The organism is Mesorhizobium sp. 2RAF21 (genome assembly GCF_052115345.1).
GTDB classification, from domain to species: domain Bacteria; phylum Pseudomonadota; class Alphaproteobacteria; order Rhizobiales; family Rhizobiaceae; genus Mesorhizobium; species Mesorhizobium terrae.
Map to the genome: position 1 here is coordinate 258,160 of NZ_JBFRGM010000002.1, position 23,947 is coordinate 282,106.

The 23,947-nt window shown below is 60.4% G+C and carries 8 protein-coding genes and 1 pseudogene; 5 read left to right on the plus strand and 4 right to left on the minus strand.

All coding sequences use genetic code 11. The features are described from left to right. The first annotated feature begins 261 nt into the window (after positions 1 to 261). The 5 genes and pseudogenes from AB4136_RS04085 to AB4136_RS04105 all read left to right on the plus strand — a co-directional run bounded on the left by AB4136_RS04085 (position 262) and on the right by AB4136_RS04105 (position 19,306). On the plus strand, positions 262 to 8,052 hold the full coding sequence (locus tag AB4136_RS04085) for a SpvB/TcaC N-terminal domain-containing protein (RefSeq protein ID WP_065997441.1): 7,791 nt from the start codon (positions 262 to 264) through the stop codon (positions 8,050 to 8,052). Positions 8,053 to 8,247: 195 nt separating this feature from the next. Further along, complete coding sequence (locus AB4136_RS04090; protein ID WP_441930323.1) at positions 8,248 to 10,239, plus strand: hypothetical protein; 1,992 nt, start codon at positions 8,248 to 8,250, stop codon at positions 10,237 to 10,239. After that, positions 10,236 to 10,505: pseudogene (locus AB4136_RS04095) on the plus strand (hypothetical protein); the annotation flags it as partial. The gene AB4136_RS04090 and the pseudogene AB4136_RS04095, both read left to right, overlap by 4 nt. 21 nt (positions 10,506 to 10,526) lie before the next feature. Beyond that, positions 10,527 to 18,929, plus strand: a complete 8,403-nt coding sequence (locus AB4136_RS04100) for a neuraminidase-like domain-containing protein (RefSeq protein ID WP_441930409.1) — start codon at positions 10,527 to 10,529, stop codon at positions 18,927 to 18,929. Positions 18,930 to 19,177: 248 nt separating this feature from the next. Further along, on the plus strand, positions 19,178 to 19,306 hold the full coding sequence (locus tag AB4136_RS04105; RefSeq protein WP_353844570.1) for a dihydrofolate reductase family protein: 129 nt from the start codon (positions 19,178 to 19,180) through the stop codon (positions 19,304 to 19,306). 348 nt (positions 19,307 to 19,654) lie between these two features. On the opposite strand, the gene AB4136_RS04110 is transcribed toward AB4136_RS04105, so the two are convergent. From AB4136_RS04110 to AB4136_RS04125, 4 genes are all read right to left on the minus strand, one after another. Further along, positions 19,655 to 20,122, minus strand: coding sequence for a GNAT family N-acetyltransferase (locus AB4136_RS04110; protein ID WP_065997447.1), 468 nt, complete (start codon positions 20,120 to 20,122; stop codon positions 19,655 to 19,657). Between the two features lie 421 nt (positions 20,123 to 20,543). Next, a complete protein-coding gene (locus AB4136_RS04115) occupies positions 20,544 to 21,611 on the minus strand; it encodes an ABC transporter ATP-binding protein (protein ID WP_065997448.1) in 1,068 nt (355 codons plus the stop codon). Between the two features lie 67 nt (positions 21,612 to 21,678). After that, complete coding sequence (locus tag AB4136_RS04120) at positions 21,679 to 22,992, minus strand: D-tagatose-bisphosphate aldolase, class II, non-catalytic subunit (RefSeq protein WP_137902117.1); 1,314 nt, start codon at positions 22,990 to 22,992, stop codon at positions 21,679 to 21,681. Then, entirely contained in the window at positions 22,989 to 23,942 is a 954-nt protein-coding gene (locus AB4136_RS04125) for an SIS domain-containing protein (RefSeq protein WP_065997452.1), read from the minus strand. The genes AB4136_RS04120 and AB4136_RS04125 overlap by 4 nt, the downstream gene beginning before the upstream one ends. Positions 23,943 to 23,947 lie beyond the last annotated feature (5 nt).

Consider the following 23,947-nt stretch of genomic DNA (forward strand, 5'->3'; position numbering starts at 1 on the left):
TAACTGATTTCAAGAAATTCTTGTTGATAGTTTGTCGAACGTCTCCGATACTGGCGTGACACGAACATTAGGGTGCCATCAATTGACCATATCGGCTGAACGGGCCGGTTGCTGGCGTTGAATTGAATTCCGGTACCGGCAGGAAGTGTATCGTCGCCCGCGACAGCTCTCTCACCAGCACCTGATCTGTTTCAAAAAAAGCGCATCCACTCACATAGACTTTATGCCGACGTATTGTGACTTCTCGATTGAGAGGGTCGAATGTCTGGAGAAAAGTCCCCCGCGGCGACGCCATTTGAAGCCGTCGTACCACCGGCCATTACCTTACCGAAGGGTGGCGGTGCCGTTCGCGGCATCGGCGAGAAATTTGCCGCCAACCCGGTAACCGGTATCGGTGCGATGTCGGTGCCGATCGCGACGAGCCCGGGACGCACGGGATTTGGCCCCTCGTTGTCGCTTTCCTACGATTCCAGCTCGGGCAACGGTCCGTTTGGCTTCGGCTGGAGTCTTTCTCTTCCGTCGATCACCCGCAAGACCGACAAAGGGCTGCCGCGGTATCTGGACGGCCACGACAACACGAAGGATTCCGACATATTCCTTCTGTCGGGTGCTGAGGACCTCGTCGCTGCCTATCAGCAGGATATGGCGGGCCGCTGGTCACGCGATCAGCAGGGCCATATTCTCCTTGATGACCAGGAGATCGACGGCTACCGCGTGCGCCGCTACCGCCCGCGCATCGAAGGGCAATTTGCCCGCATCGAGCGCTGGACGCTGCTTTCCGATCAGCAGGACGTCCACTGGCGGTCCATCACCCGCGACAACATTCTCACTCTCTACGGTCGCGATGCCAACTCCCGCATCTTCGATCCGGAGAATGGCGCTCGCATCTTTTCCTGGCTGATCTGCGAGACTCGTGACGACAAGGGCAATGCGGTTCTCTATCGCTACAAGGCCGAGGACGGCGAAAGGGTCGATTACGGCAGGACCTGCGAACGCAACCGCGGCAGACCCAACGACCGGCGCCGCACTGCCAACCGCTATCTGAAGCACATCTATTACGGCAACCGCGTGCCGCTGCTGGAGGAGGAAGGGCGTCGCCCCCGCTTTCTCGACAAGGCCAAGATCGATGACCTGATTGCCCAGGGCGGCTTCCTGTTCGAAATGGTCTTCGACTACGGCGAACACGACGGTGACGCACCCAAGCCGGACGATGCGGGGACATGGGATTACCGGGCGGACGCATTTTCCAGTTACCGGCCTGGCTTCGAGTTGCGCACGACGCGCCTTTGCCGCCGCGCGCTGATGTTCCATCATTTTCCGGAAGACGATGAGGTCGGCAGAAACTGCCTGGTTCGCTCCACAGATCTTGGCCATGACGGTCAGCATGGCCCTGATGTTATTTCCGGCCCGGTCTACGCCTTTCTCACCTCTGTCAGGCAGATGTCCTATCGGCGCAACGCCACCGGTTACGACCGCCGAGGTACACCGCCGGTCACATTCGAATACACGCAACCTGTCGTGGAAGAAACCGTCCACGACATTGATGCCAAGAGCCTGGAAAACCTGCCGAACGGGCTCGACACCGCCTCTTACCGATGGCTGGACCTGCATGGCGAGGGCATTCCCGGCATCTTGACTGAACAGGCCGCTGGCTGGTTCTACAAGCGCAATCTCAGTCCTCTGGGCTGGCGGCAGCCCGCATTTGCACCGTCCGAGCTCGTCGCGCAGAAGCCCAACCTTTCGCTCGTCGGCGACGCGGCCGAATTCATGGATCTCGCAGGCGACGGCCAGCCGGATCTTGTGGTTCTCGACGGCCCCGTTCCCGGCTTCTACGAGCATGATGAGGACGAAAGTTGGCTGCCCTTCCGCCCCTTCTCCTCCTCTGTAAGACGCACCGTGCACGACCCCAATACCCGGCTTATCGATCTTGACGGTGACGGACACGCCGACATCCTGATCACCGAAGATGATACCTTCGTCTGGCACCTCTCCTTGGGAGAGGACGGCTTCGGTGCGGCGGAACGATCTTGGCAGGGGCGGGACGAGGAGTTGGGGCCACAACTGGTTTTCTCGGACGCCTCCCAGTCCATCTATCTTGCCGATATGAGTGGCGATGGCCTGACCGATCTGGTGCGCATCCGCAGTGGCGAGGTCTGCTACTGGCCTAATCTGGGCTATAGCCGTTTCGGCGCCAAGGTCACGATGGAGAGGTCGCCGGACTTCGATAGTCTCGACCAGTTCCGCCAGAGCCGCGTGCGTCTGGCCGATATCGACGGCAGCGGCACGACGGACATCATCTATCTGCACCGCGAAGGTGTCCGCCTCTATTTCAATCTCTCCGGCAACGGCTGGAGTCTGCCTCAGACGGTCGCCGCCTTTCCACGCATCGACGACCTGGTGTCGGTCGTGCCGATCGATCTCTTCGGCAACGGCACGGCTTGCCTCGTCTGGTCGTCGCCGCATCTCGGCGACGGTGGTGGGGTGCAGATGCGCTATGTCGACCTGATGGGCGGAAGGAAGCCGCATCTGCTTGTCAGGGTCGCCAACAATCTTGGTGCGGAGACGCGGATAGATTACGCTTCCTCCACCAAATTCTATTTGCAGGACCGGCTCAACGGCACGCCCTGGGTTACCCGTCTGTCCTTTCCCGTGCATGTGGTCGAGAAAGTCACCATCACAGACAAATGGCGCAACACCAGTTTTGCCTCGGCCTACTCGTATCATCACGGCTATTTCGACGGCGACGAGCGGGAATTTCGCGGCTTCGGCCGAGTGGAGCAGGTCGACACCGAATCCTATGGCGAGTTCACCGCCGGCAACGCCACCAGTCCGTATATCACAGAGGATCGAGCGCTCCACCAGCCGCCTGTCAAGACCGTCACCTGGTATCATACTGGCGCTTTCCTGGATCGCGAACGCATCCTTACGCAGTTTGCGCACGAATATTTTCCAAACTGGCTGAGGGCTCCTCTGCCGGCGGGTTTCGCGGAGAAATCGTTGCCTGCACCCGATCTTGGGAACGAAGAGCTTAGCACGGTGGAATGGCGCGAAGCGCTTCGCGCTTGCAAGGGCTTTGTGCTGCGACAGGAGGTCTATGAGCTCGATCTCGACGCCCTGGAACGCCCTGGCGATCCTCGGCATATCCCTGTCAAGCTGTTCTCCACCGCCTATCACAACTGTCGCATCAGCCGGCTTCAGCCGCACGAGGCCAACGCCTATGCGGTCTTCCTCGTAACGGAGAGCGAGGCTGTTACCTATCACTACGAACTGCCCCTGATGCCCGCTGGCGTGCGCCCCGACCCGCGCGTCGCCCACACGCTGAACCTGCGCCACGACGGGTACGGCAACGTGCTTCAGACGGTTGACATCGTCTATCCGCGCGTCGGTCTGTTTGAAGAGGATGCCCTTAACGCCGGCACGCTGGCGGCGATCCGCAGTGTCCAGAAGCAACGCCACCTCGTCTACAAGGAGACGCGCTACACCAAGGACCATCTCGACATCGACGCGCAACGCTTGCGAGTGCCATGCGAGACGATGACCTATGAACTTGCCATTCCGGACGGCAGAGGTGGCGATTACCTCACCATCGGCGAACTGGCGAAATGGGCGCTGAGCACTTACTATCCTCCGACGGTGCCAGTTGCCGATGTCGTTGCAGTGGCCGACATCCCCTACCATTCAATTCCCGACGGGGTCAGCTGGCAGAAGCGCCTCATCGAGCACCAACGAACGCTCTATTTCTCGGCTGATCTCGCAAATCCGGCTCCGTTCGGCGAACCTGGACCGCTCGGCCTGGTTTTCGAACACTATCAGTTGGCGCTTACAGACAGCCTGCTGGAAGCGGTCTTCAAGAACGCCGACGGCACCGGCAAGCTCGATCAGGTCATAGACGGCCCGCGCAACGCCCGCGATCTGCTCGACAACCCCGGAACCAGCGGCTACCTCAGCGGCGCAGCCCTTGCTGTACGCTTCGCCTCGATCCCACCTGCCCAGCTGGCCGGGCAATACTGGGTCCGATCCGGCATCGCCGGCTTTGCAGGGGACGCCGCCACACACTTCTATCTTCCAGTCCGCTATGCCGATGCCTTCGGCAATGTCACGAGCGTGACCTATGATGGTTGCGATCTGTTTGTTGCGGCGAGCACCGACGCGCTCGACAACACCGCTCGCGTCGCCCGGTTCGACTACCGCGTGCTCGCTCCGCGGGAGATGCGCGACGTCAACGACAATCTCTCCGAAGTCTTCTTCGACGTGCTTGGCTTTCCAACAGCTATGGCGCTGAAGGGAAAGGGTGACGAGGCCGACGATCTCTCCGGATTTGATGCCAGTGTCGCCAATCTTGCTCGCGCGCAGCCACCGCTGATGGCGCTGCGGGCCTTCTTCGACGGTGTCAATCTCGATGAGGCGCAGGCACGTGACTGGCTCGCCAACGCGACAGTCCGCCACATCTACGATTTTGGCGAGATCGAACAGCTGCTTGCTGACGGCACGCGGACGACCCAGTGGGCGGAGCACCCGGCTTGCGCCTGCACCATCCTGCGCGAGCAGCACGTCCGTGAGCTTGCCGCAGGCGCGGCAAGTCCGTTGCAGGTAGCCTTAGAATATTCGGACGGCCTCGGAACCGCGATCGTCAGGAAAATTCAGGCCGAGCCAGAAGTGGCTGGCCAGCCTCTGCGTTGGGTAGCCACCGGCAAGGTCATCTTCAACAACAAGGGTAATCCGGTCAAACAATACGAGCCCTATTTCAGTGCTGCTGCCATCGGGCATCGTTTTGAGGAGCCTGAGGCAGCAGGAGTGGCAACGGTCGTCTACTACGATGCCATCGGCAGGATCGTGCGTCGGGAAATGCCGGACGGTAGTTTTGAGCGCGACGAGTTCTCGCCTTGGCATGTGCGCAGTTTCGATCGCAACGACACAGTGCTGGAGCCCGGCAACAGCTGGTATGCGAGGAAGACGGCCGGTGCTGCCACGGCGGAGGAGAAACGCGCGGCGCAACTGGCAACCGATCATGCTGGCACACCGACCCTAACCGTTCTTGATAGTCTCGGCCGCGCGGTGATCGCCATCGCGCACAACCGCGTAAAGACTGGGGCGGGTGCCGTCGAAGACAGGATGTACCCGACATTCACACGGCTCGATGCCGAAGGGAAGGCGCTTTGGATCCGAGACGCTCGCGGCAATCTGGCGATGCAATACATCCTGCCGGCGGCTCCAGACGGCCAGGTTGATAACCCAACGAACTTCGCGCCCGGTTACGATATTGCAGGCAATCTTCTCTTTGAGCATAACGCCGATGCTGGCGACCGCTGGACGCTGAACGACGCCGCGGGCAAGCCGATGGTGGCGTGGGACAGTCGCGGCCACATGTTCCACGTCGCCTATGATCCCCTGCACCGCCCTGCGGCATCCTATGTCAAGGGCGCCGATCCAGCCGATCAAAACAAGGTCGTCCAGTTCGAAAGAGTGCTTTACGGCGACACACCAGGCAACGGCTTGCCGGACACCCCCGCCAACGACCAGACCCGCAAGCTGAACCTGCGCGGACGGGTCTACAGGCACTACGACAAGGCCGGCCTTGGGACCAGTGCCGGGACCATTCCGGCGACTGGTGACGCGGAGGCCTTCGACTTCAAGGGCAATGCGTTGCGCAGCACGCGTCAGTTGCTGCAAGACTACAAGCAGTTTCCCGACTGGTCGCGGGCGCCTCCACTGAATGCGGAAATCTTCAGCCAGAGCACCCGTTACGACGCGCTCAACAGGCAAGTCCAGCACGTCGCCCCGTACAGCAACCGACCGGGCGCGACGCTTGACGTCATCCGCCCGGGCTACAACGCAGCCAACCTGCTCGAGCGTGTCGATGTCTGGCTGGAGCTTGCCGGCGAGCCACCCAATTTGCTGGATCCTGCCACTGCAACGCTGCACGCTGTCGCCAATATCGACTACAACGCCAAGGGCCAGCGCATCCTCGCCGAGCAGAACGAAGCGGAGCACCGCATCGTCATCCGCTATACTTATGAGCCGGACACCTTCCGGCTGAGCCGCCTTGAGAGCATGCGTCCTGGGCATCAACAGGCCGACAGGCGGATGCTGCAGGACTTACTCTACAGCTATGATCCGGTCGGTAACATCACCGCCATCCGCGACGACGCGCAGCAAACGGTCTTCTTCGACAATTCCACCATCGCGCCAAGCAACGCCTATATCTACGATCCGCTCTACAGACTGATCCGGGCCGAAGGGCGGGAGCATGCCGCGCAAAACAACGCTCAGCGCGATGCCGCGTCGTTTGCGCCCGTAGTCGGCATACCTTTTCCCAACAGCCCAGAGGCACTGCAGCGCTACAGCGAGGATTACGAATACGATCCAGTCGGCAACATCATGAGCCTGCGCCATGCCGGCGGGGCGATCCTACGCTGGACGCGCCGCTACCAATATACGCCCGCCGGCAACCGCCTTGTCGCCACCCGGCTGCCAGCCGATCCCGACAATCTGCCGGACTATCCGGCCGCGCCTGGGTACACCGCCCGGTACGGTTACGACGCGCGTGGCAATATGACTTCCATGCCGCACCTGTCGGTGATGGAGTGGGATTTCCAGGACCAGCTGAGCGCCACCCAACGGCGGCTCAACAATGGCGGAGCAGCGGAAAAGACCTGGTATGTCTATGACGCGACCGGCGAGCGCGTGCGCAAGATCACCGATGCGGCGAACGGCAAGCCGAGGGAAGAGCGCATTTACCTCGGCAACATCGAAATCTATCGCGCTTATGAGGCCGACGGCCAAACGGTCAAACTGGAGCGCGAGACGTTGCATGTCATGGACGACAAACGACGTGTCGCACTTGTCGAAACACGAACGCGCCTTGCCGGCGCGGATCCGGCACCGCGCCAGCTCATACGGTTCCAACTCGGCAATCACCTAGGCTCGGCGGTGCTCGAAGTCGATGGCGAGGCGCAGGTGATTTCCTACGAGGAATATCACCCTTACGGCACCACCGCCTACCAGTCCGCCCGCAGTCAAGCCGAAACGCCAAAGCGCTACCGTTTTACCGGCAAGGAACGGGACGAGGAGACCGCCCTCTGCTGCCACGGCGAGCGATACTACTCACCGTGGATGGGAAGATGGATTTCGTGTGATCCGATCGGAATCTCAGGAGGCTTGAATCTCTACCTGTACGCCGGGGCATGTCCGACTTGTTTCGTCGACCCATCCGGATTGGACCCACAGCACCCGGAAGACACCGATATTCACCAGATTTGGCGCGAAGGACCACCCGCTCAGAACACCAGTACCGACAAACGGGCCACGATGTCAGGGCCACCGCCGAGCCAACCTCCCGGCAGCGCCCCCCCCACAAGCAGTCAGCCCCCTAGCAGTCAGCCCCCTAGCAGCCAGCCCCCTAGCGACGAACCCGACGATTTCGACGCTGATCCTTCACGCAAAGGTGAGGGCTACAAGCGAGGTCAAGGTCAACAGCGACAGAGGAGCATCGAGGACCGGATCAAACGCCTTCAGGAAGGTCGCCCGTCAACGAAAGGTGAGGATTCCGATTGGGCGAAAAGACCAAAGCAAAGCGGAATCCAGAGCGGAAAGAAGACGCAGCAGAACGCCGACTTTGAACGCCGGCCCGGCACGCGCAGAAAGAAAGATTCGCTGCCCCAGCCAGATGCACGCACGGCACCACACAACCAGCCCAAGCCTTTGCTGCCGCGACGCCCGACACCGCTTGAGCCTCCGAAACAAGACGTACTGAAGCCCGATCCCGCGCCGTTACCTCCGTCGACCCCAGCCCATCCGACACCGGTATCGCCCCAACCTGCGTTGCCGCACCCGGCCGAGCAACGCACACCGAGCGGCTTGACCCCCGAGCAACTTCGTCGCCTCGAAGAAGCCGATAAGCCACTTGAGCAGGGTGCCATCGACTGGGTGGCGATGCTCACCCTTGGCTTCATTGTATCTCGCGCACTGGGTCCCTCATTGCGTTTGGGCACAGCTGGCGCCACCACCGGCGCTGCCACCGGTGGCGGAACGTTGATGCCCGCGTTTCCATAGGGAATAGCAAGCGCAGGTGGGGTGATGGGAGCCAGAGCACGAGCATGAGCAAGGGCAAAATAACAAGCTTCGACAATCCCGAGATCCTCGAACGAAAGGAGCAGCGCAGCCATGAAGCCGATTGCAAATCCTCCGCCGCCTGCCATCGGCCCCGGCACTGCGGCCGATGCGGTTGCCAACGTGCAAGATGCCCTGTTGCTGCTGATCGACAAGCAGCGCATTCGCCTGCCTGACGATCGGCGCGACGATCTCGAGGCGGGCCTGCGCCGTGACCGGGATGCCGGGATCTACAGTACCGGCACCGGCAATGTCATTGTCACCGTCCGGCAGCAGTTCCAGCTGTCACCAGGCGAGGTCGTCGACCAGCCGACCGCCGACGTCCTCAACCGGTTGCTGCAGGAACTGGGCGCGCTCGACGCGCCGCAGCCGGAATGGGTCGTGCGCGGCCAGATCATCGACGCCGGCGGGCCGGTCAACGGTATTGCCGTCAGCGTCTACGACCGCGACCTGTTCTTTCGCCGCGACAGCCCGCTGACAGGCCAGCTTCTTGGCAGTGACGCCACCAAAAGCCGCGGCGACGGCAAGACCGGCTGGTTCGAGCTGGCATACAAGACAGCCGATTTTGCGGCTGGTGATATTCCCGCCAGCGGGACCCTCATTCCCGATCTGATCTTCGCTCTTGGCCGTGACGGCCGCTCGGTCGACGCGCTCCGGATCGTCCGGCTTCCGGACGGCAAGGATATTACCGAGGAAATGCCAGTATCCGATGACGATCTGATCATGGGGATCGAGGCCCGCCGGGTCGAGGAGGTGCGGATCGTGATCGCCGGCGGCGTGCAAATGCCGCCGCCTTCGGAATACGAGCAACTGATCCTCGCGCTGGTACCGCTCGTACCGGAAGCCATACCGGACAATGCCGACTTTGCGCGGCAGGAGGCGCTCGTCGGCGCCATGCTTCAGCGCTTCGATGAGGACAATCATCGCGACATCTCTTTCGCCGCGCGCGAAACCGGCCTGGAACGTTCCCGCATAGCTACGCTTGTGGCCGCCTTCCGGCTTGCGCGCGACCCGTTTGAAAACAGCGTCGGCGCCGCCGTCTTCTATGGCCTCGCCCGTTCCGGGGTCGGGACCGATGTGATCGCGCTCGCTCGTGCAAGCACAGATGATCTGCGCGGCGCGCTCAAGAGAGCCAGTACCGGCATGCCTCTGATCATCGCTCCCTTCTCGCCGGAGGCACGTCTTGAGGAGAGCGTCCGAGCCATCAGCGACCGGCTTGCCCGCATCCTTCCAAACTATCATGCAGGCGAAAGAGCGCCGTCGCTCGCGGATCTGATCGGCACCGATCTGCCGGATGCCGGCGAGCAGGCAACCTTGTGGCGCACTTTCTCCGACCATGTCGGAACCACCGCCGAATTCTGGCAGAAGCTCGCGACCCTGCCCGGTTTCGGCGACCCACAAAAAATCGCCAAGGTGAAATACGGGCTTCAGCTCGGAGCCCTGACGCAGAACAACATCGCGCTGGTCGGCGCTGTTCGTGCCAGGCACCCCGACATCGGCAATATCGGCGAACTCGCCTTCGCGCTTGACACTCAGGACAAATGGAAAGCGCTGATCGACAATGAGGAAATCTCAATTCCCGATGACGTTCCGGGCAACCCGGAAGAACGAAGGGCCAATTATGCGGCAAGTCTTGCCTCCGCGGTGCAGATAGCCCATCCGACGGCAGCGCTTGCCAATCTCGTAGCCACTCTGCCGGCGACAGCGTTCGCCGATACCCAACCCGCCGTTACCCAGTTCCTGTCGGACGCCGTGCGCAAGGCACAGTTCGATCTCGTCGAGGGCCGGATCAATGATCTGCTGGCTGCGCATGGTGACGACCTTTTGAAAGACATTCAGGCTGAGCAACGGCCGCTGGTGATCGCGCAGGTCAAGCGTCTGCAGCGACTGTTCCGTCTCAGCTCCAGCCCGCTGTCGGTGAAGGCACTGGTGCAAGCGGGATTCAATTCGGCGCGCGACATCGCCGAACTGCCACCAGACGTCGCGCTCGACATTCTGACGCCTCTGACGGGCGAAACCGAAGCGCGGATGGTGATCAACCGCGCGACCAACATCAGCGCCGCCGCGGTTCATCAGTACGTGCTTTTCAACAACGCGATGAACAGCGACGTTCCAGGAGGCGCATTGTGAGCGACCAGGACAAACTCGATGACGTCATCTCGCAGAACAGGCCGGACTATTCTTCACTGTTCGGCTCAGCCGAATTCTGTGACTGTCCGCAATGCCGCTCGGTCCATAGCCCGGCCGCCTACCTCGTCGATCTGCTGCAGTTTCTCGGGCCGGACATCCCCGGCATAACACCACTCGACGTCCTGATCGGCAACGCCAAGAAGACCTGGGCAGACGGAACGCCGATCATCGGCCGCCGGCCGGACCTGGCCTATATTCAGCTCTCCTGCGAAAACACCAACACGACCATGCCCTATGTCGACCTCGTCAACGAGGTGCTGGAGAGCTACGTTGCGTTCAGGCAGTCGCTGCCGTTGAAGGCCGACGCTGATGGTAATGTCGCTGTGCCGGCCGTGCCGGCGCCGAACGAGAGCTCGCCGGGCGTGACGGCCGCCGAACTCGGCGCCAATCCTGAAAACATCCGCGACACCGCCTACGATCGGCTGGAGGGCGCCGTCTACCCCTTCACCCTCCCGTTTCATCAACCGATCACCTCCCTGCGCCTGACTTTGAAGCAGATGGGTACGAGCCGGCACGAGGTGATGTCGGTCTTCCGCAAGGACAAGAGTGCAGCCTTCGATACCGCGCTCGATGTCGAAGCGCTTTCGATGACCGAGCACGAATATACTATTCTCACTGGCGCCCGCTTCGACGGCACGCCGCCGGTTCCGCCCTTGCCACCGGTTTCCGGGTTCTACGGCTTCAACGCACCGCCGGCCCCCGCAGACATCGCCTGGGTCTCGGGCGGACTGCCAGTTGGCGCCGTCCAGCATGTTCTCGGCGACGCCTGGGCCTTCGCGCCCTTCGCGCCGCCGCCTCCGTCGGGAGCAAACACACACGCCTCCGCACTTAACCCAGGCCTCCACCAGCATTTTTTCGACAGCGTCGCCGATCCGAACGGGCTGAAGGTCGCCGCGGATGACTTTCTTTTTGCCGAGGTCTTTCTCGACCCGGCCAACCCGCCGCGGATGCTCATGCTGCAGTTCTTCGACGGGACCTGGTCGCATCGCGCCTACTGGGGCGAGAGCAAGTTCGATTGGGGCGTCGAGGCGACCGCGAGCCGCCGCTATATGGGCCCGATGCCGGCGACAGGCGCTTGGGTCAGGCTCGAGGTTCCAGCCCGTCACGTCGGACTGGGGGGCGCGAGCCTGGCGGGCATGGCTTTCACGCTTTTCAGCGGCGACGCCACCTGGGGTGCCGCAGGAGTGCGCTCGTCTTCCTGGGTCGAGCGGTTGACGCAGGTTCCCACTCTCCTGGCTCGCACCGGCGTGGCCTACCTCGATCTCATCGCCCTCATTGGCACACGCTATCTCAATCCTTCGCGGCCGCATGGAGCGGCTCTGGAGGCATTCGAGCGCATTCCGATAGGCTTCGGCACACTTGCCCGGCTGGTCGCGAACAATTTCGCCAATCCCGATCCTCCGACGCTGTCGGCACTGGCCAGCGCCGGAATGACAATCGCCGAGTTGCAGACCTGGGCCGCAGAGCAATTCGCCACAATCAGCAAGATGCTGGTGCTCGATGCGCCTGATTCGGCTTGCGACCTCAGCCTAACTCGCCTTCTGCATCTGGATGGCACGTCGCTCGACGATGTTGAACTCGCGCGGTTGCACCGATTCATCCGCCTTTGGCGAAAGACCGGCTGGACCATTGTCGATCTGGACCGCACTATGACCGCGCTTCAGGCTGCGGACATCACAGCGAAGTTTCTGCGACAGCTAGGACAGATCACACAACTGCAAGGCGAGCTAGACCTGCCGTTGCAGAAACTCTTGAGCCTCTGGGGAAACATTCCGGTCAACGGTGACGACGCCCTTTACAACTCCCTGTTCCTCAACCGGGCCGTCAGGAATGTCGATCCGGATTTTCAGCCTGTCGATGGCGGTTACCTGACGGCGGCAGGCTTGAGGCTCGTCGATCATCTGCCGGCGCTGTTGGCGGGCTTGCGCACGCGAGCAACCGACCTCACGCTGATCCGCCAGCATGCGCGCTGGACGTCGGCGCCGGGGGTGCCGGCGACAACGACCTCCTTTGCCGACGACAATACTCCGCTGACGCTGGCGACGGCGACCGTGCTCTATCGCTATGCGACGCTGGCGCGGGCACTGCATATGGCCATCAAGGATGTCATCACGCTTGAGATACTGGCAGGCAAGAGCCCATTCAGCAGGCTGTCGCAGAGCAACCAGGATTTCGACGAGGCCGACATCGATCCGGCACGAACGCTCGATTTCGTCAGACTTGCCAATAATTTGGCCAAAACGTCATTCAAGCCGGCGACACTTGACTATCTGTTCGGCGGCACGGCTGACGCCTTTCCCTCCATTGCACCAGCAGGCGAGACGATCGGGCAGCAACTGGCCATCATTCGTGATGGGCTCGTGAGTATCGCCAATGACAACATCGCTTCCGACGATCCGAACGGCGAGCTGACGCGCGCCAAGCTGGCGCAGCTCTTCGAACCGCACATCGTCGAGCAGCTCGCCGGTCTCATAGCCGGCACGGCAGTCTACAGCGCCCCGCTGGCTGTATTGCCGGCCGGCGTTGTCTTGCCGGCGGGTTCTGTCAGCTACAACGGAAAGAGCCGCTTGCTGATGTCATCTGGCTGGCTTACCGACGCCGCCAAGGCCGTGCTCCTAGGCCTGTCGGGCGTGAACGACTATCGGATGGCGGTGCAGTCGCTCTACGATCAGCCCCGCAGCCTGCTGACGCAGACGCTGGTCGCTCGGCTGGAATGGCCGACAGCGGAGAAAGACCTGCGGACCGCTGTTCTCGAGGCTCCAACTCTCAGCGCGGACGGAAGTGTCGACCCGACGCGCGTTGCCGCTAAATTCAAGGCCTTTCTTGCCGCCGCGCTGCCCAAGTTTCGCATTGCCCTCAGTCGAGCTCTGATCAAACAGACACTCGCCGGTGCCCTCGGTCTCGATCCGTCGGTGACGGCTTTGCTCCTGGAAGGGAACGGTAGCGTGCTGCCGCTTGGCACGGACGCAGACAAGACCGTGCCCGCCATCTCGGATTTTCTCGCGCTGAGCGGCGACGGCCTGACTGGCGAATATTTCGCCGACAAAACGCTGACCGCTCCTGCGGTCAGGATCGTTGTGGACCCAATCGTTTCGTTCGGGTGGGATCCGGGCGTCGCGCTCGGCGCCCGCTGGACCGGCAAACTCGTCTCCGAAAAAACGCAGACCTATCAATTCCATTTACGGGCAGGCGGTGGCGTGCGCCTGACGATCGACGGCGCGTTGTTGATCGACCGGTGGAACGACGGGCCGCCCACCGAATATACCGTCTCCAGCGACCTCGAAGCAGGTCGATCCTACGATCTGAAGCTCGAATATTTCAATCTCGCCTCGGCAGACCCGAACGAAGTCCCGGCGCTGCTCGAGCTGCGCTGGAGCAGCGCCTCGTCGCCAGCTGAAATCATTCCCACAGGCCAGCTCTATTCCGCGACACGCGGCGATGTCGAGGCATTCGCGCGCCATACCTACATACGCATGCACAAGGCCAGCCTGCTGATTGGAGGTTTCGGGCTCTCCGTGCCGGAAACCGCGCTGCTGACGGACCCGGTGCGGGCGGGATCGATGAACCTGAACCTGTTGCCGGTCGACGCACTCCGAGCCACCCCGGCGCAGCTCTTTGCCGCGTGGTCAAGCTTGAACGAATTCGTCGCGCTGCGAAACCTGGCGATTGCCGATCCGCAATCGCTGAACGAGGTCTTCGATGCGCCGAACGCGGCGCTGGCGCTGGAAAGGCTGCAGCAAGCAACCGGGTTCGAAGCGACAACGCTTGCGGGCCTCGCGGGCGCCGCGGGGTTCGATTTACGGGACGCGGACTATCGCGACGTCGCGAAACTTCTCGCTTTTGCCAAGGCGATGCGGCTGGTCGGATCGCTCGCCGCTCCCACCACGCAACTTTTTTCCTGGGCGGCCGCCGTGCCTGACATGAAGCAGGCGCGCACGGCCGCCCAGGAGGCCAAACGCGCCTACAAGGCGCGATACGATGATCAATCCTGGCTGGAGGCCGCCCATTTGGTAGCGGACCCCTTGCGCGAGGCGCAGCGCGCCGCACTCGTAGCTTACCTTCTACCTCGTCTTGGATACACGGATCCCGGCCAACTTTTCGAGCATTTCCTGATCGACGTCGAGATGAGTCCCTGCATCCGCACCTCGCGCATCAAGCAGGCGATCTCGTCCGTGCAACTGTTCATTCAGCGCTGCCGTCTCAATCTGGAAATGCCACATGTCTCTCCCCGAATGATCGACAGCGACCGCTGGACGTGGATGCAGAACTACCGGGTATGGGAAGCCAATCTCAAGATATTCCTTTTTCCCGAGAACTGGATTGAGGCCGAGCTTCGTGACGACAAGAGTCCGTTCTTCAAGGAGCTGGAATCCGATCTGTTGCAAGCGGAACTGACCGCTGATGCCGCGGAAATCGCCCTGGGCAGCTATCTCGAAAAACTCGATACCGTGTCGCAGCTCGAGATTTGCGGCCTCTACGAACAGCGGGATTTCTTAGCCGATGAGAAACGGCAAAGCGTGCTGCATGTGTTCGGCCGCAGCTTCGCGACGCCGCGGATCTTCTACTACCGGCAGTTCGTGACGGTCAATCCGACCTATACCTACTGGACTGCATGGGAAAAGGTGCCGCTCGACATTCAAGCTGACGAAGTCTCGCCGGTTATCTGGAACCGACGCCTCTATCTCTTCTGGACGGTGACCATCGAAAAGGCCAACCTCGCCACGAACAACCGATACACGGCGTATGGCCTTGCTTGGAGCGAATATCATCAAGGAAAATGGAGTTCGAAACAGACTACGCCCGCCACCGTCGCCGTTGCTATCGCCAATCCTAGCGTTCGGCTGAACATAGAAAAAGTCGGCGACAAGCTGAATTTCGTCTTCGCCCTACCAGCCGGCGGGATCGGCATGGCCTATCCCTTCGGGCCGGGGGGCTTCCTAACAGGCGGCGGGCCGGAATACGCGGCCATCTCTAAGCAACTGGGCACAATAACGCTTCAGACTTACAATGGCATTGCTTCCTCGAACGACAAGAATTCAAACATAACCTACCATTCCGGTTTCCTGGCGGCTAGCGCTGGCGACATGGAGTTCCTGCCGGTTGCGGATCCAGATGCGGCGATCCCGGTCTTCGCACGAACGCCCGACCTCATTTCCTTCTACGCCCCCGGCACAAAGCCTTATACGCTCAACGACCATTTCTTCGTGCAGGAGGGGCCGCGAACCTATCTTGTCAACCCGTCGAGTTCGGCTCCTAGCGACATCTCCCCCTACCTGGCCGACGGTATCAAGCCGTATCTCGTTGGCAGCTATGCGGCGAAGGCCGCCTCTTATGAGACGACCTCTGTGGCGCAGCTGGAGCCGCAGTTCAAACTGCTGAGCGTCAAGGCGAATCCTTGGCAGTCGGGTCCAGCTGGCATAGCCGCGGCCCAAGCGCAGTTCCTGACCTCAACGGCAGCGACGAGTGCGTCCATCAGCGCGACTGCGCTTTCTTTGGAAAGTCAGATCTTTCACTACGGCGTCATCAAGCCCTCGGACTTATTCGTCGCCAAGTACTCGGCCGATTTCACTTTCGAGACGTTCTTCCACCCCTATGCGGCGGAATATCGACGGCGGCTCAACCGCTACGGCGTCGCCGGCCTGCTAACGATCGGCAGCCAGCGTCCAGCCGACCTACCCAAGGTCCTCAGCTTTGCCGACGCCTACGGCCCCTCATGGTCGACGGTCAACACGCCCTGGCCCCAGCACATCGTGGATTTCTCTTTCACCGGTGCCTACAGCCTTTACAATTGGGAGCTGTTTTTCCACGTACCCCTGCTGATCGCCACACGGCTCAGCCAGAACCAGCGCTTCGAGGAAGCGATGACCTGGTTCCACTACATCTTCAACCCGACCGTCGGCGATGGCTCCGATCCCGTGCCACAGCGCTACTGGAACGTGCTGCCCTTGCGCGAGAACCAGCCGCAGCGACTTGATGACCTGCTGAAGGCATTGAACGCAGGAGACAAGGACGCGATCGCGCAATGGGAGGATCTCCAAGCCCATCCTTTCCAGCCGCATCGCGTCGCTCGTCTGCGCCTTGTTGCCTATCAAAAGACCGTGGTGATGAAATATATCGACAACCTGATCGCTTGGGGTGACCAGCTGTTCCGGCAGGACACGATCGAAACGATAAATCAGGCGACACAGCTCTATGTGCTGGCCGCGATTCTGCTTGGCCCGAGGGCGCAGCGGGTGCCGGCGCGCGGCCAGGGCGAGGCAAAGACCTACGCCGAGCTGCGAGCCGCCAAGCTGGATGCCTTCAACCAGACGCTCGTCGAATTTGAAAACGATCTCCCCTTCAGCAACCGTGCCACGACGAACGCCGGTGCCACGCAAAACCGGGCATTACTCGGGATCGGTCGCAGCTTCTACTTCTGCCTCCCGCAGAACGACAAGCTGCTGGCCTATTGGGACACGGTCGCCAACCGGCTGTTCAACATCCGCCATTGCATGAATATCGAAGGCGTCGTGCGGGAATTGCCGCTGTTCGAACCGCCCATCGACCCAGCGCTTTTGGTCCGGGCTGTGGCACAGGGCATCGACATCGGCAGCGTGCTGAGCGATCTGAGCGCTCCGCTACCCTATTACCGCTTCAACGTGCTGCTCGCCAAGGCGATGGAGATGGCGGCAGAATTGCGCACGCTCGGAAGCGCGCTGCTGGCGGCGCTCGAAAAGCGAGATGCTGAACATCTCTCCAACCTGCGAACCGCACATGAGGCAGAGCTGCTGTCCCTCACGAAGCAGCTCAAGCAGCAGCAGCTCGCCGAGGCGCAGGCCTCTGAGATCGCCCTTCAGAAGACGCGCGACGTGACGCAGGCGCGTTTCGACTTCTACAACCAGCTTCAGCAGCGTATCGGCGAGGAAACCAATCAACTGAACGAACTGGCCCAGGCCCAGGCCAGCCAGGAGGACGCTCAGTCGGAGGAGAGAACAACGGCCGATATCGCCTCCTACTCCACAGACATCTCTGTGGGTGCTTCGTTCGGCATGTCGCCATCCGTTAGCATTTCCGCGGCCTTTGGCCGTGGCAACGTCCTCCCGGCTCATGAGGCGAAGAGCCGCGAGAAAGGGTACAAGGCCTCACTTCATACCTACCATGCCAATCTCTCTTCCATACTCGGTGGCTGGCAGCGCCGGTCGGACGAATGGAAATTGCAGAAGGATCTGGCCTCCAAGGAACTCGTCCAGATCGACAAGCAGATTGTAGCCGCCGGTATCCGCGTCGCTTGCGCCCAGCAGGATCTCGACAATACAACGCGGCAGATCGAGCAGTGCCAGGAAGTTCAGGAATTTCTGCGCAACAAGTTCACCGGCGAGGAACTTTACAGCTGGATGGCCGGCGACATTTCGACGATCTTCTTTCAGTCCTACCAGATGGCATATGACCTGGCCAAGAAGGCGGAACGTTGTCACCGTTTCGAACTAGGCCTGACCAGTTCGAACTTCATCCAGTTCGGGGCATGGGACAGCATGCGCAAGGGCCTGATGTCCGGCGAACGACTGTATCTCCAGCTCAAGCAGATGGAACGCGCCTATTTTGATGGAAACCGGCGCGACTACGAACTAACCAAACACTTCTCACTGGTGATGAACGCTCCTCTGGAGCTGATCAAGCTCAAGGAACTGGGCTGGTGCGAGATAGAACTGCCAGAGGCGGTGTTCGACGTCGATTTCCCTGGCCATTACATGCGCCGCATCAAGAGCGTCGGCATCAGCGTCCCGGCCGTGGTCGGCCCCTATACCGGAATAAACTGCACGCTCACGCTACTGCGCGACAAGACGCGGATCAAGAATACACCGGCCGACGGCTATGCCGAGCGGGACGGGGGAGAGGATGACCGTTTCCTCACCAGTTGGACGCGGATGCAGTCAGTCGCTACCAGCAACGCGCAAAACGACAGTGGCCTGTTCGAACTCAATTTCCGCGACGAACGCTATCTGCCATTCGAAGGCGCCGGCGCGATCTCCCGTTGGCGGATCGAGCTTCCAAGGACTTTCCGTCAATTCGACTACGACACAATATCCGACGTGGTGCTGCACGTCAGATATACCGCCCGGGACGGCGGCACGCCGCTGAGAGGCGCTGCCGTCGCTAGTTTGACGCAGCAGTTGAAGGATGAGGCTGTACAGCCGCAGACTCGTCTCTTCAGCCTTCGGCACGAATTCCCGAGCGAATGGCACCGGCTTTGCAACGTCGCCGACGCCGCGGGGGATCACAGCCAGACGATTTCGCTTGCCAAGCAGCGCTTCCCGCTTTTGTTCCAGGGCGGCACGATCACTATCAACAGCGTGGAGATTTTCGGCGCCCCGAGGAACCGGTCGCCCGACGCCGCCCCGGATATGAAAATGTCACTGGCCGGCCCGCCGGGTACGCCCGACCTCCCAGCAATCGAGAACGCCGCCAATATCGGCTCGCTGGTCCACAAGATCGTCAACGACGCGGCGATAGATGTGAAAAACGCAAGCGACACCGGCAAGGAGGCTGACTGGACCATCCGTGTACTTAAGGCCGATGTCGCCACTGTGCTCGAGCGCTTGGAGGACATCATGCTACTTTGCCACTACACGGTGACGATGCCGAAGGAATAGGCGGATCAGAGAGGAACCCGATGGGAGCAGTGTGCGACCTGCCGCAACTGGAGAGGACTGCGGCCGCTTTTGCACGCATCGGGGTGACGCAAACGCGACCTTAGCCACGCACGCTTCTCCCGCACTTACGATATTGAGAATGGTCGACCAGAGCTGCGTTCAGGCAAGAACAACGATCACCTCTGTGGCCATTTGACGGCGTAAACTCCGCTTTGTGAACGCTATTCTACGCCAGAGCACTCCGATCCATCGAAGCGGCTAAGGCAGTTGCGGTTGGAAAAGATGTCTGCATCATGGGCGGCGCCAATGTTGGGCAGCAATTCATACGTGCTGGCCGTGTAGATGAGTTGTCTCTTCACATCGCCCCATCCTGCTAGGCGGAGGAACGCGGATGTTTGAGGACGTCACCGGCAAGTGCCTCGAACTCACAGTCAAATCCGTCGTCAATTCACCGAGCGCGACCCACGCTCGCTACGCGCTTTCGCGATAAAAACTACCTCCCCTCGACCCACGATCGGGTCGAAAGGTCTGCGCCGTATCATGACGTCACGGCGCGCAAAAATTCGAGCAAACCAAACCGGCGAAAATAATGGAAAACATCTATTCCTCTGTCCGTCGTCAGATGATTTGAGACCGCTTCCGGCAGCTGCTCCAAGAAAATCTCGAAGACAGCTCGCATTTTTGTCTCTCAGGACCTTGATCCTTACAGCCTGGTTTCGATCAGCTCATCGAAGCATTCCGCGATAGACGCCAAGGTCGGAATTGAGGATGGGGGTTGCGCCAACCGTGCGTTCATAGAATGCCGCTGGTCCAACATCACCGATAATGGCGTAGCCATACCCCGCAGTCTTCAAATCAAGCAGTGTCACAAGCAGCAACGCGTGTCCGATGCCCTTGCCACGCTCTGCCTCGTCCACTCCAGTTGGGCCAAAGAAGCCACGCGCAGTGGTGTCGTAGCACGCAAAGCCAATGAGTCTTTCATCGGCGGTTGCCAGGAAACAGGATGGCGGCTGGCGAGACATCGCAATCGCCGTTTCACTCGACCAGCGCGTCTGGAATTCCCGCCGCACCCAATCGGTCACCAATTCCAATTCCGGAGCCAGCGCACGTCGGATCGTTATGCCTGCTTTCTCCATGCGGGTCGCCAGCGCAGGGTCGGGATGAACCTGCGAAAGATTGACGAGGTAGTCCATGCGAACCTCCCTGGAGCTTTCATAATTTTCTGAGCGGGCGGATGATGTGGTTCGGCCTGTACGACAAACGGTTTGACATAGCTGATTGCCACATTTGAAGAGCCGCCCAGAGGCATCCCGCTAGTGATTAGACTCGTGAGGAATGCGGCCAGGAAAGAGTATATGATGCCAGCTCCACACACACGTGCTGAAAGAGCGCGCGTCAATCCAAATAGCAGAGCAGATAAGCCCATCACCACGCTAGGTCTAAGTTCGGCTTGCGCTTGCCTTGTTGCCGAGTAAGCCTGCTCGATGCCAAGAACATCTATTTTCATTTCGTCGATCCGATCTACTCGCGAATATCTTCGAATTTCCGATCAGTCGGTCGTCAGTGATCCCTATTTTGCTCGCTTCCACATGACAGGAACCGTTTCGAGCGATGTTATAGAGTTAATCTCAAACCCGTTTCAGCATCGAACAGATGCAACTTGTCGGGATCTGGCAGGAGCGCAAGCAAGTCACCGGGCGCAACGTCGATCCGCTCGCGCAGCGTACACACGACGTCGTCACTTCCCATGCGAGCGAATAGCTGTGTTTCAGACCCGGTTGGTTCGACGACCATGACTTCGGCCTGTGTCCCGTGCTCGGCAAGTTTCAGATGTTCCGGGCGAATTCCCAGCACTACCTCGGCGCCACGCGACACCTTCAGACCAGACGGTAACGATAGACGCGCTCCACCATTGCCAATGAATTCCAGTTGTTCCGACGTGCCAATCCGACCCCGAATAAGGTTCATGCCAGGAGAGCCGATGAAGCCAGCAACAAAGAGGTTCACCGGGCAATCATAGAGTTCCAGCGGAGAGCCAATCTGTTCCACAACACCGTCATGCATGACCACGATGCGGTCGGCCATGGTCATGGCCTCGATCTGATCATGGGTGACGTAGACGGTAGTCGTCTTCAGCCGCTGATGAAGTTGCTTGATCTCCGATCGCATCTGCACACGCAGCTTCGCGTCAAGGTTGGACAAGGGCTCGTCGAACAGGAAGACCTGTGGTTGCCGCACGATGGCGCGCCCCATGGCCACGCGCTGACGTTGGCCACCGGAAAGATGGCGAGGATGACGGTCCAGCAGCTTTTCGAGCCCCAGTATCTGCGCGGCGTCCCGCACGCGCCGATCAATCTGCTCCTTCGGCGCCTTGGCGAGCTGGAGCGAGAAGCCCATATTTGCTTCCACAGTCATGTGGGGATAAAGCGCATAAGACTGGAATACCATGGCGATATCACGGTTCTTTGGAGCGACGTCATTGACGATGCGTCCGCCAATGGCAATGTCGCCGCTACTTATCCCCTCCAGTCCGGCAATCATGCGCAACAGGGTCGATTTCCCGCAGCCGGAAGGACCGACGAGGATGACGAATTCGCCATCCTTGATGTCGATATCGACGCCATGCAGAACCTCGAGCTCTCCGTAGTTCTTGCGAACATTCACAATGCTTACCGATGCCATGCCATTCTCCGGTCGGGCTTATCGTTGATCGAGCCACACGTTTTGGTTTGGATTCCGTACATGACGATCATCGACTGTGCCGTCCAGAACAGGTCGCCGCTCTATAGGGCGCCAGCGCTTCCTGAATTGCGGCCAGGCAAAGTTCGCGAGGACGCGGCATCACCTTTCCCGTGACCACGCGAGAATGGAGACGACCGAGATACTGGCTTACAAGCGTTTCAGGGATGTCTCGATCGAAGCGTGCAAACAATTGCTCGACTGCTACTCGCGCGCGTGCATCCGGCCAATAGTATCGGATACGATCGCTGTAACTAAAATGCCGCAGCAAGCGCTGTTCTTTTCTGTCGCCCGGATAGTGAGACGCCCAGTGGCCGGGATTTTCCAGCATGACGGCTTCCATCGTTGTCGCCAGAGAGCCTTTTGGCGCGGTATCGCTGAGCACGTCCGCAATTATGTCGAGGCCATAGAGCGCTTCGCGCAACGCGAAGGTGAGCCCCGGCCCCACTTTGAGGATAGCGAAACCGTCATCTACTAAGGCCGAAAGCGCCTCAGTTGGTTGGTAATCAGTCGAGTGAGCTTCGAAGACCAAACCCGGCATGGATTGTAGCGCGGCGCTGAGCTGGCGCGCATGCTCAGGGCGATAAACGGCGACACCCGCATTATCGAACTCGACTCCAGGCTGAACAACAATGCCAATCATGCGCTCAACGGCAGTATCTATGCCAGCCTTGACGAAGGCAGCTTTGTGAACGGACAGCGTCTGCAGCGCCGCCTGCGGCCGGGTCACCTCAATGGAAGAGAGATCGTGGGTCGCGCCACCAGGAGGTGGTACTTCCGTTCCCACGATGTAGAGTGGTCGTCTGACACCAGCACGCGCCGCGGCCTCTTCCGCGACCGCAGCCAGCCGGGCAGCGCGTGTTGCGGTCACATCATCAGGCAGAGCCGTAGGTTCACCAGCGCAGCCCATCGATGTGTCGAGGTGGATTTTCTCGAACCCAGCGGCCACATAGGCGGCAACCATGGCTTCTGCCTTCTCCAACGCTTTCTCGGCTGGCAGTGCCTTCCAAGGGTTGGGGCCGAGATGATCGCCCCCGAAGATGATATTGCCCACTGCAAAGCCAACGCTGCCTGCGATCTTCTCGACGAATTCGCGAAAACTGGCTGGCGTCATTCCCGTGTAGCCGCCCTCATGGTTGACCTGATTACAGGTCGCCTCGATGAGAATTGGCGTGTTTTCGGCAAGGCCATTCCTCAGCACCGCTTCAATGACCAAAGGATGCGCCGAGCATACCGACGCAATCCCCCGTGGCAGCGACGTAATCCGGTCGTCGTTCAGTCGGGCCAGCGCACTTTCCCTGTTTCGCTGGATGAAAATGCTCATGCCAGCTTCACGACCTTGGTCAGATGGCGCGGCGCGACTGTGTCGATCTTCCGGGCTTGCGCGACGCGCTCACCCAGTATCTGCAAGGCAGGCAACATACAGAGCCCCGCAAGCGCCGGCGCGCAGTCGATATTGAATTCGACATCGCCCGGACCGCCAAGGCCTATCACCACGGCCCCCTTTTCTTGCAACTCCGCGACAAGTTTCGCTTCCGCGGGCTTCTGATCTGCGCTGTAAAGCATGATGGCGGCCGTGCTGCGATCGACCAGGCTGATTGGTCCATGACGATACTCCAGCGGGTGAAAGGCCTGTGTGAATGTCTGGCTCATCTCCATCAGTTTCAACGCGCCTTCCAGGGCCAGCCCGTAAAGGGGACCACCGCCTAGAAAAACGAAATGTGAGCGATCGGCGGTCAGGCGAGGCAGAACCGCATCGACATCTTCAGCCAGACGTTGCGCTGAGCCGACCAATTCGCGGGGCATTTCCTGCCCGATCATTTCCAGGCAAAGCAACAGCATGAGGCTTGCCGATACGGTCATGACGATGCCTTCGCTGGGATGAGTTGCGGCCTTGACCAATCGGTCGCAATTCTTCGCCAAGGAACTGTCTTGTTCCACCGTCACAGCCGTTACAAACGCGCCTGCCGTGCGGCTCGCCTTGATTGCCGCCACCGTCTCCGTGGTTTCGCCGCTTCTGGAGAGTGCAATCACGTGCGTGCGCTCCCAGCGCGGCCAGAATGCAGCCGGCTTGTTGAGCCATTCCCCACCCGGAACCGCGATAGCCGGGCGGCCGAAAATATTTGCTTGAGCAGCAAGCGACAGCGCGAGGTTGTAGGAGGTGCCGCAGCCCAGAAAGACGGTCAGCTCAGCCGCGTGCGGGGCAGATATCGAGCCGATCGCCTTTTCCCAGTAAGGAAACTGCTCGAATATCACTCGTTCTGTAATGCTCATAAATA

Bases quoted from the DNA above. Each gene is read 5' to 3' on its own strand.
- AB4136_RS04085 (WP_065997441.1), top strand. From the start codon at position 262: ATGTCTGGAGAAAAGTCCCCCGCGGCGACGCCATTTGAAGCCGTCGTA.
- AB4136_RS04100 (WP_441930409.1), top strand. From the start codon at position 10,527: ATGCCCTATGTCGACCTCGTCAACGAGGTGCTGGAGAGCTACGTTGCG.
- AB4136_RS04110 (WP_065997447.1), bottom strand. From the start codon at position 20,122: ATGGACTACCTCGTCAATCTTTCGCAGGTTCATCCCGACCCTGCGCTG.
- AB4136_RS04115 (WP_065997448.1), bottom strand. From the start codon at position 21,611: ATGGCATCGGTAAGCATTGTGAATGTTCGCAAGAACTACGGAGAGCTC.
- AB4136_RS04120 (WP_137902117.1), bottom strand. From the start codon at position 22,992: ATGAGCATTTTCATCCAGCGAAACAGGGAAAGTGCGCTGGCCCGACTG.
- AB4136_RS04125 (WP_065997452.1), bottom strand. From the start codon at position 23,942: ATGAGCATTACAGAACGAGTGATATTCGAGCAGTTTCCTTACTGGGAA.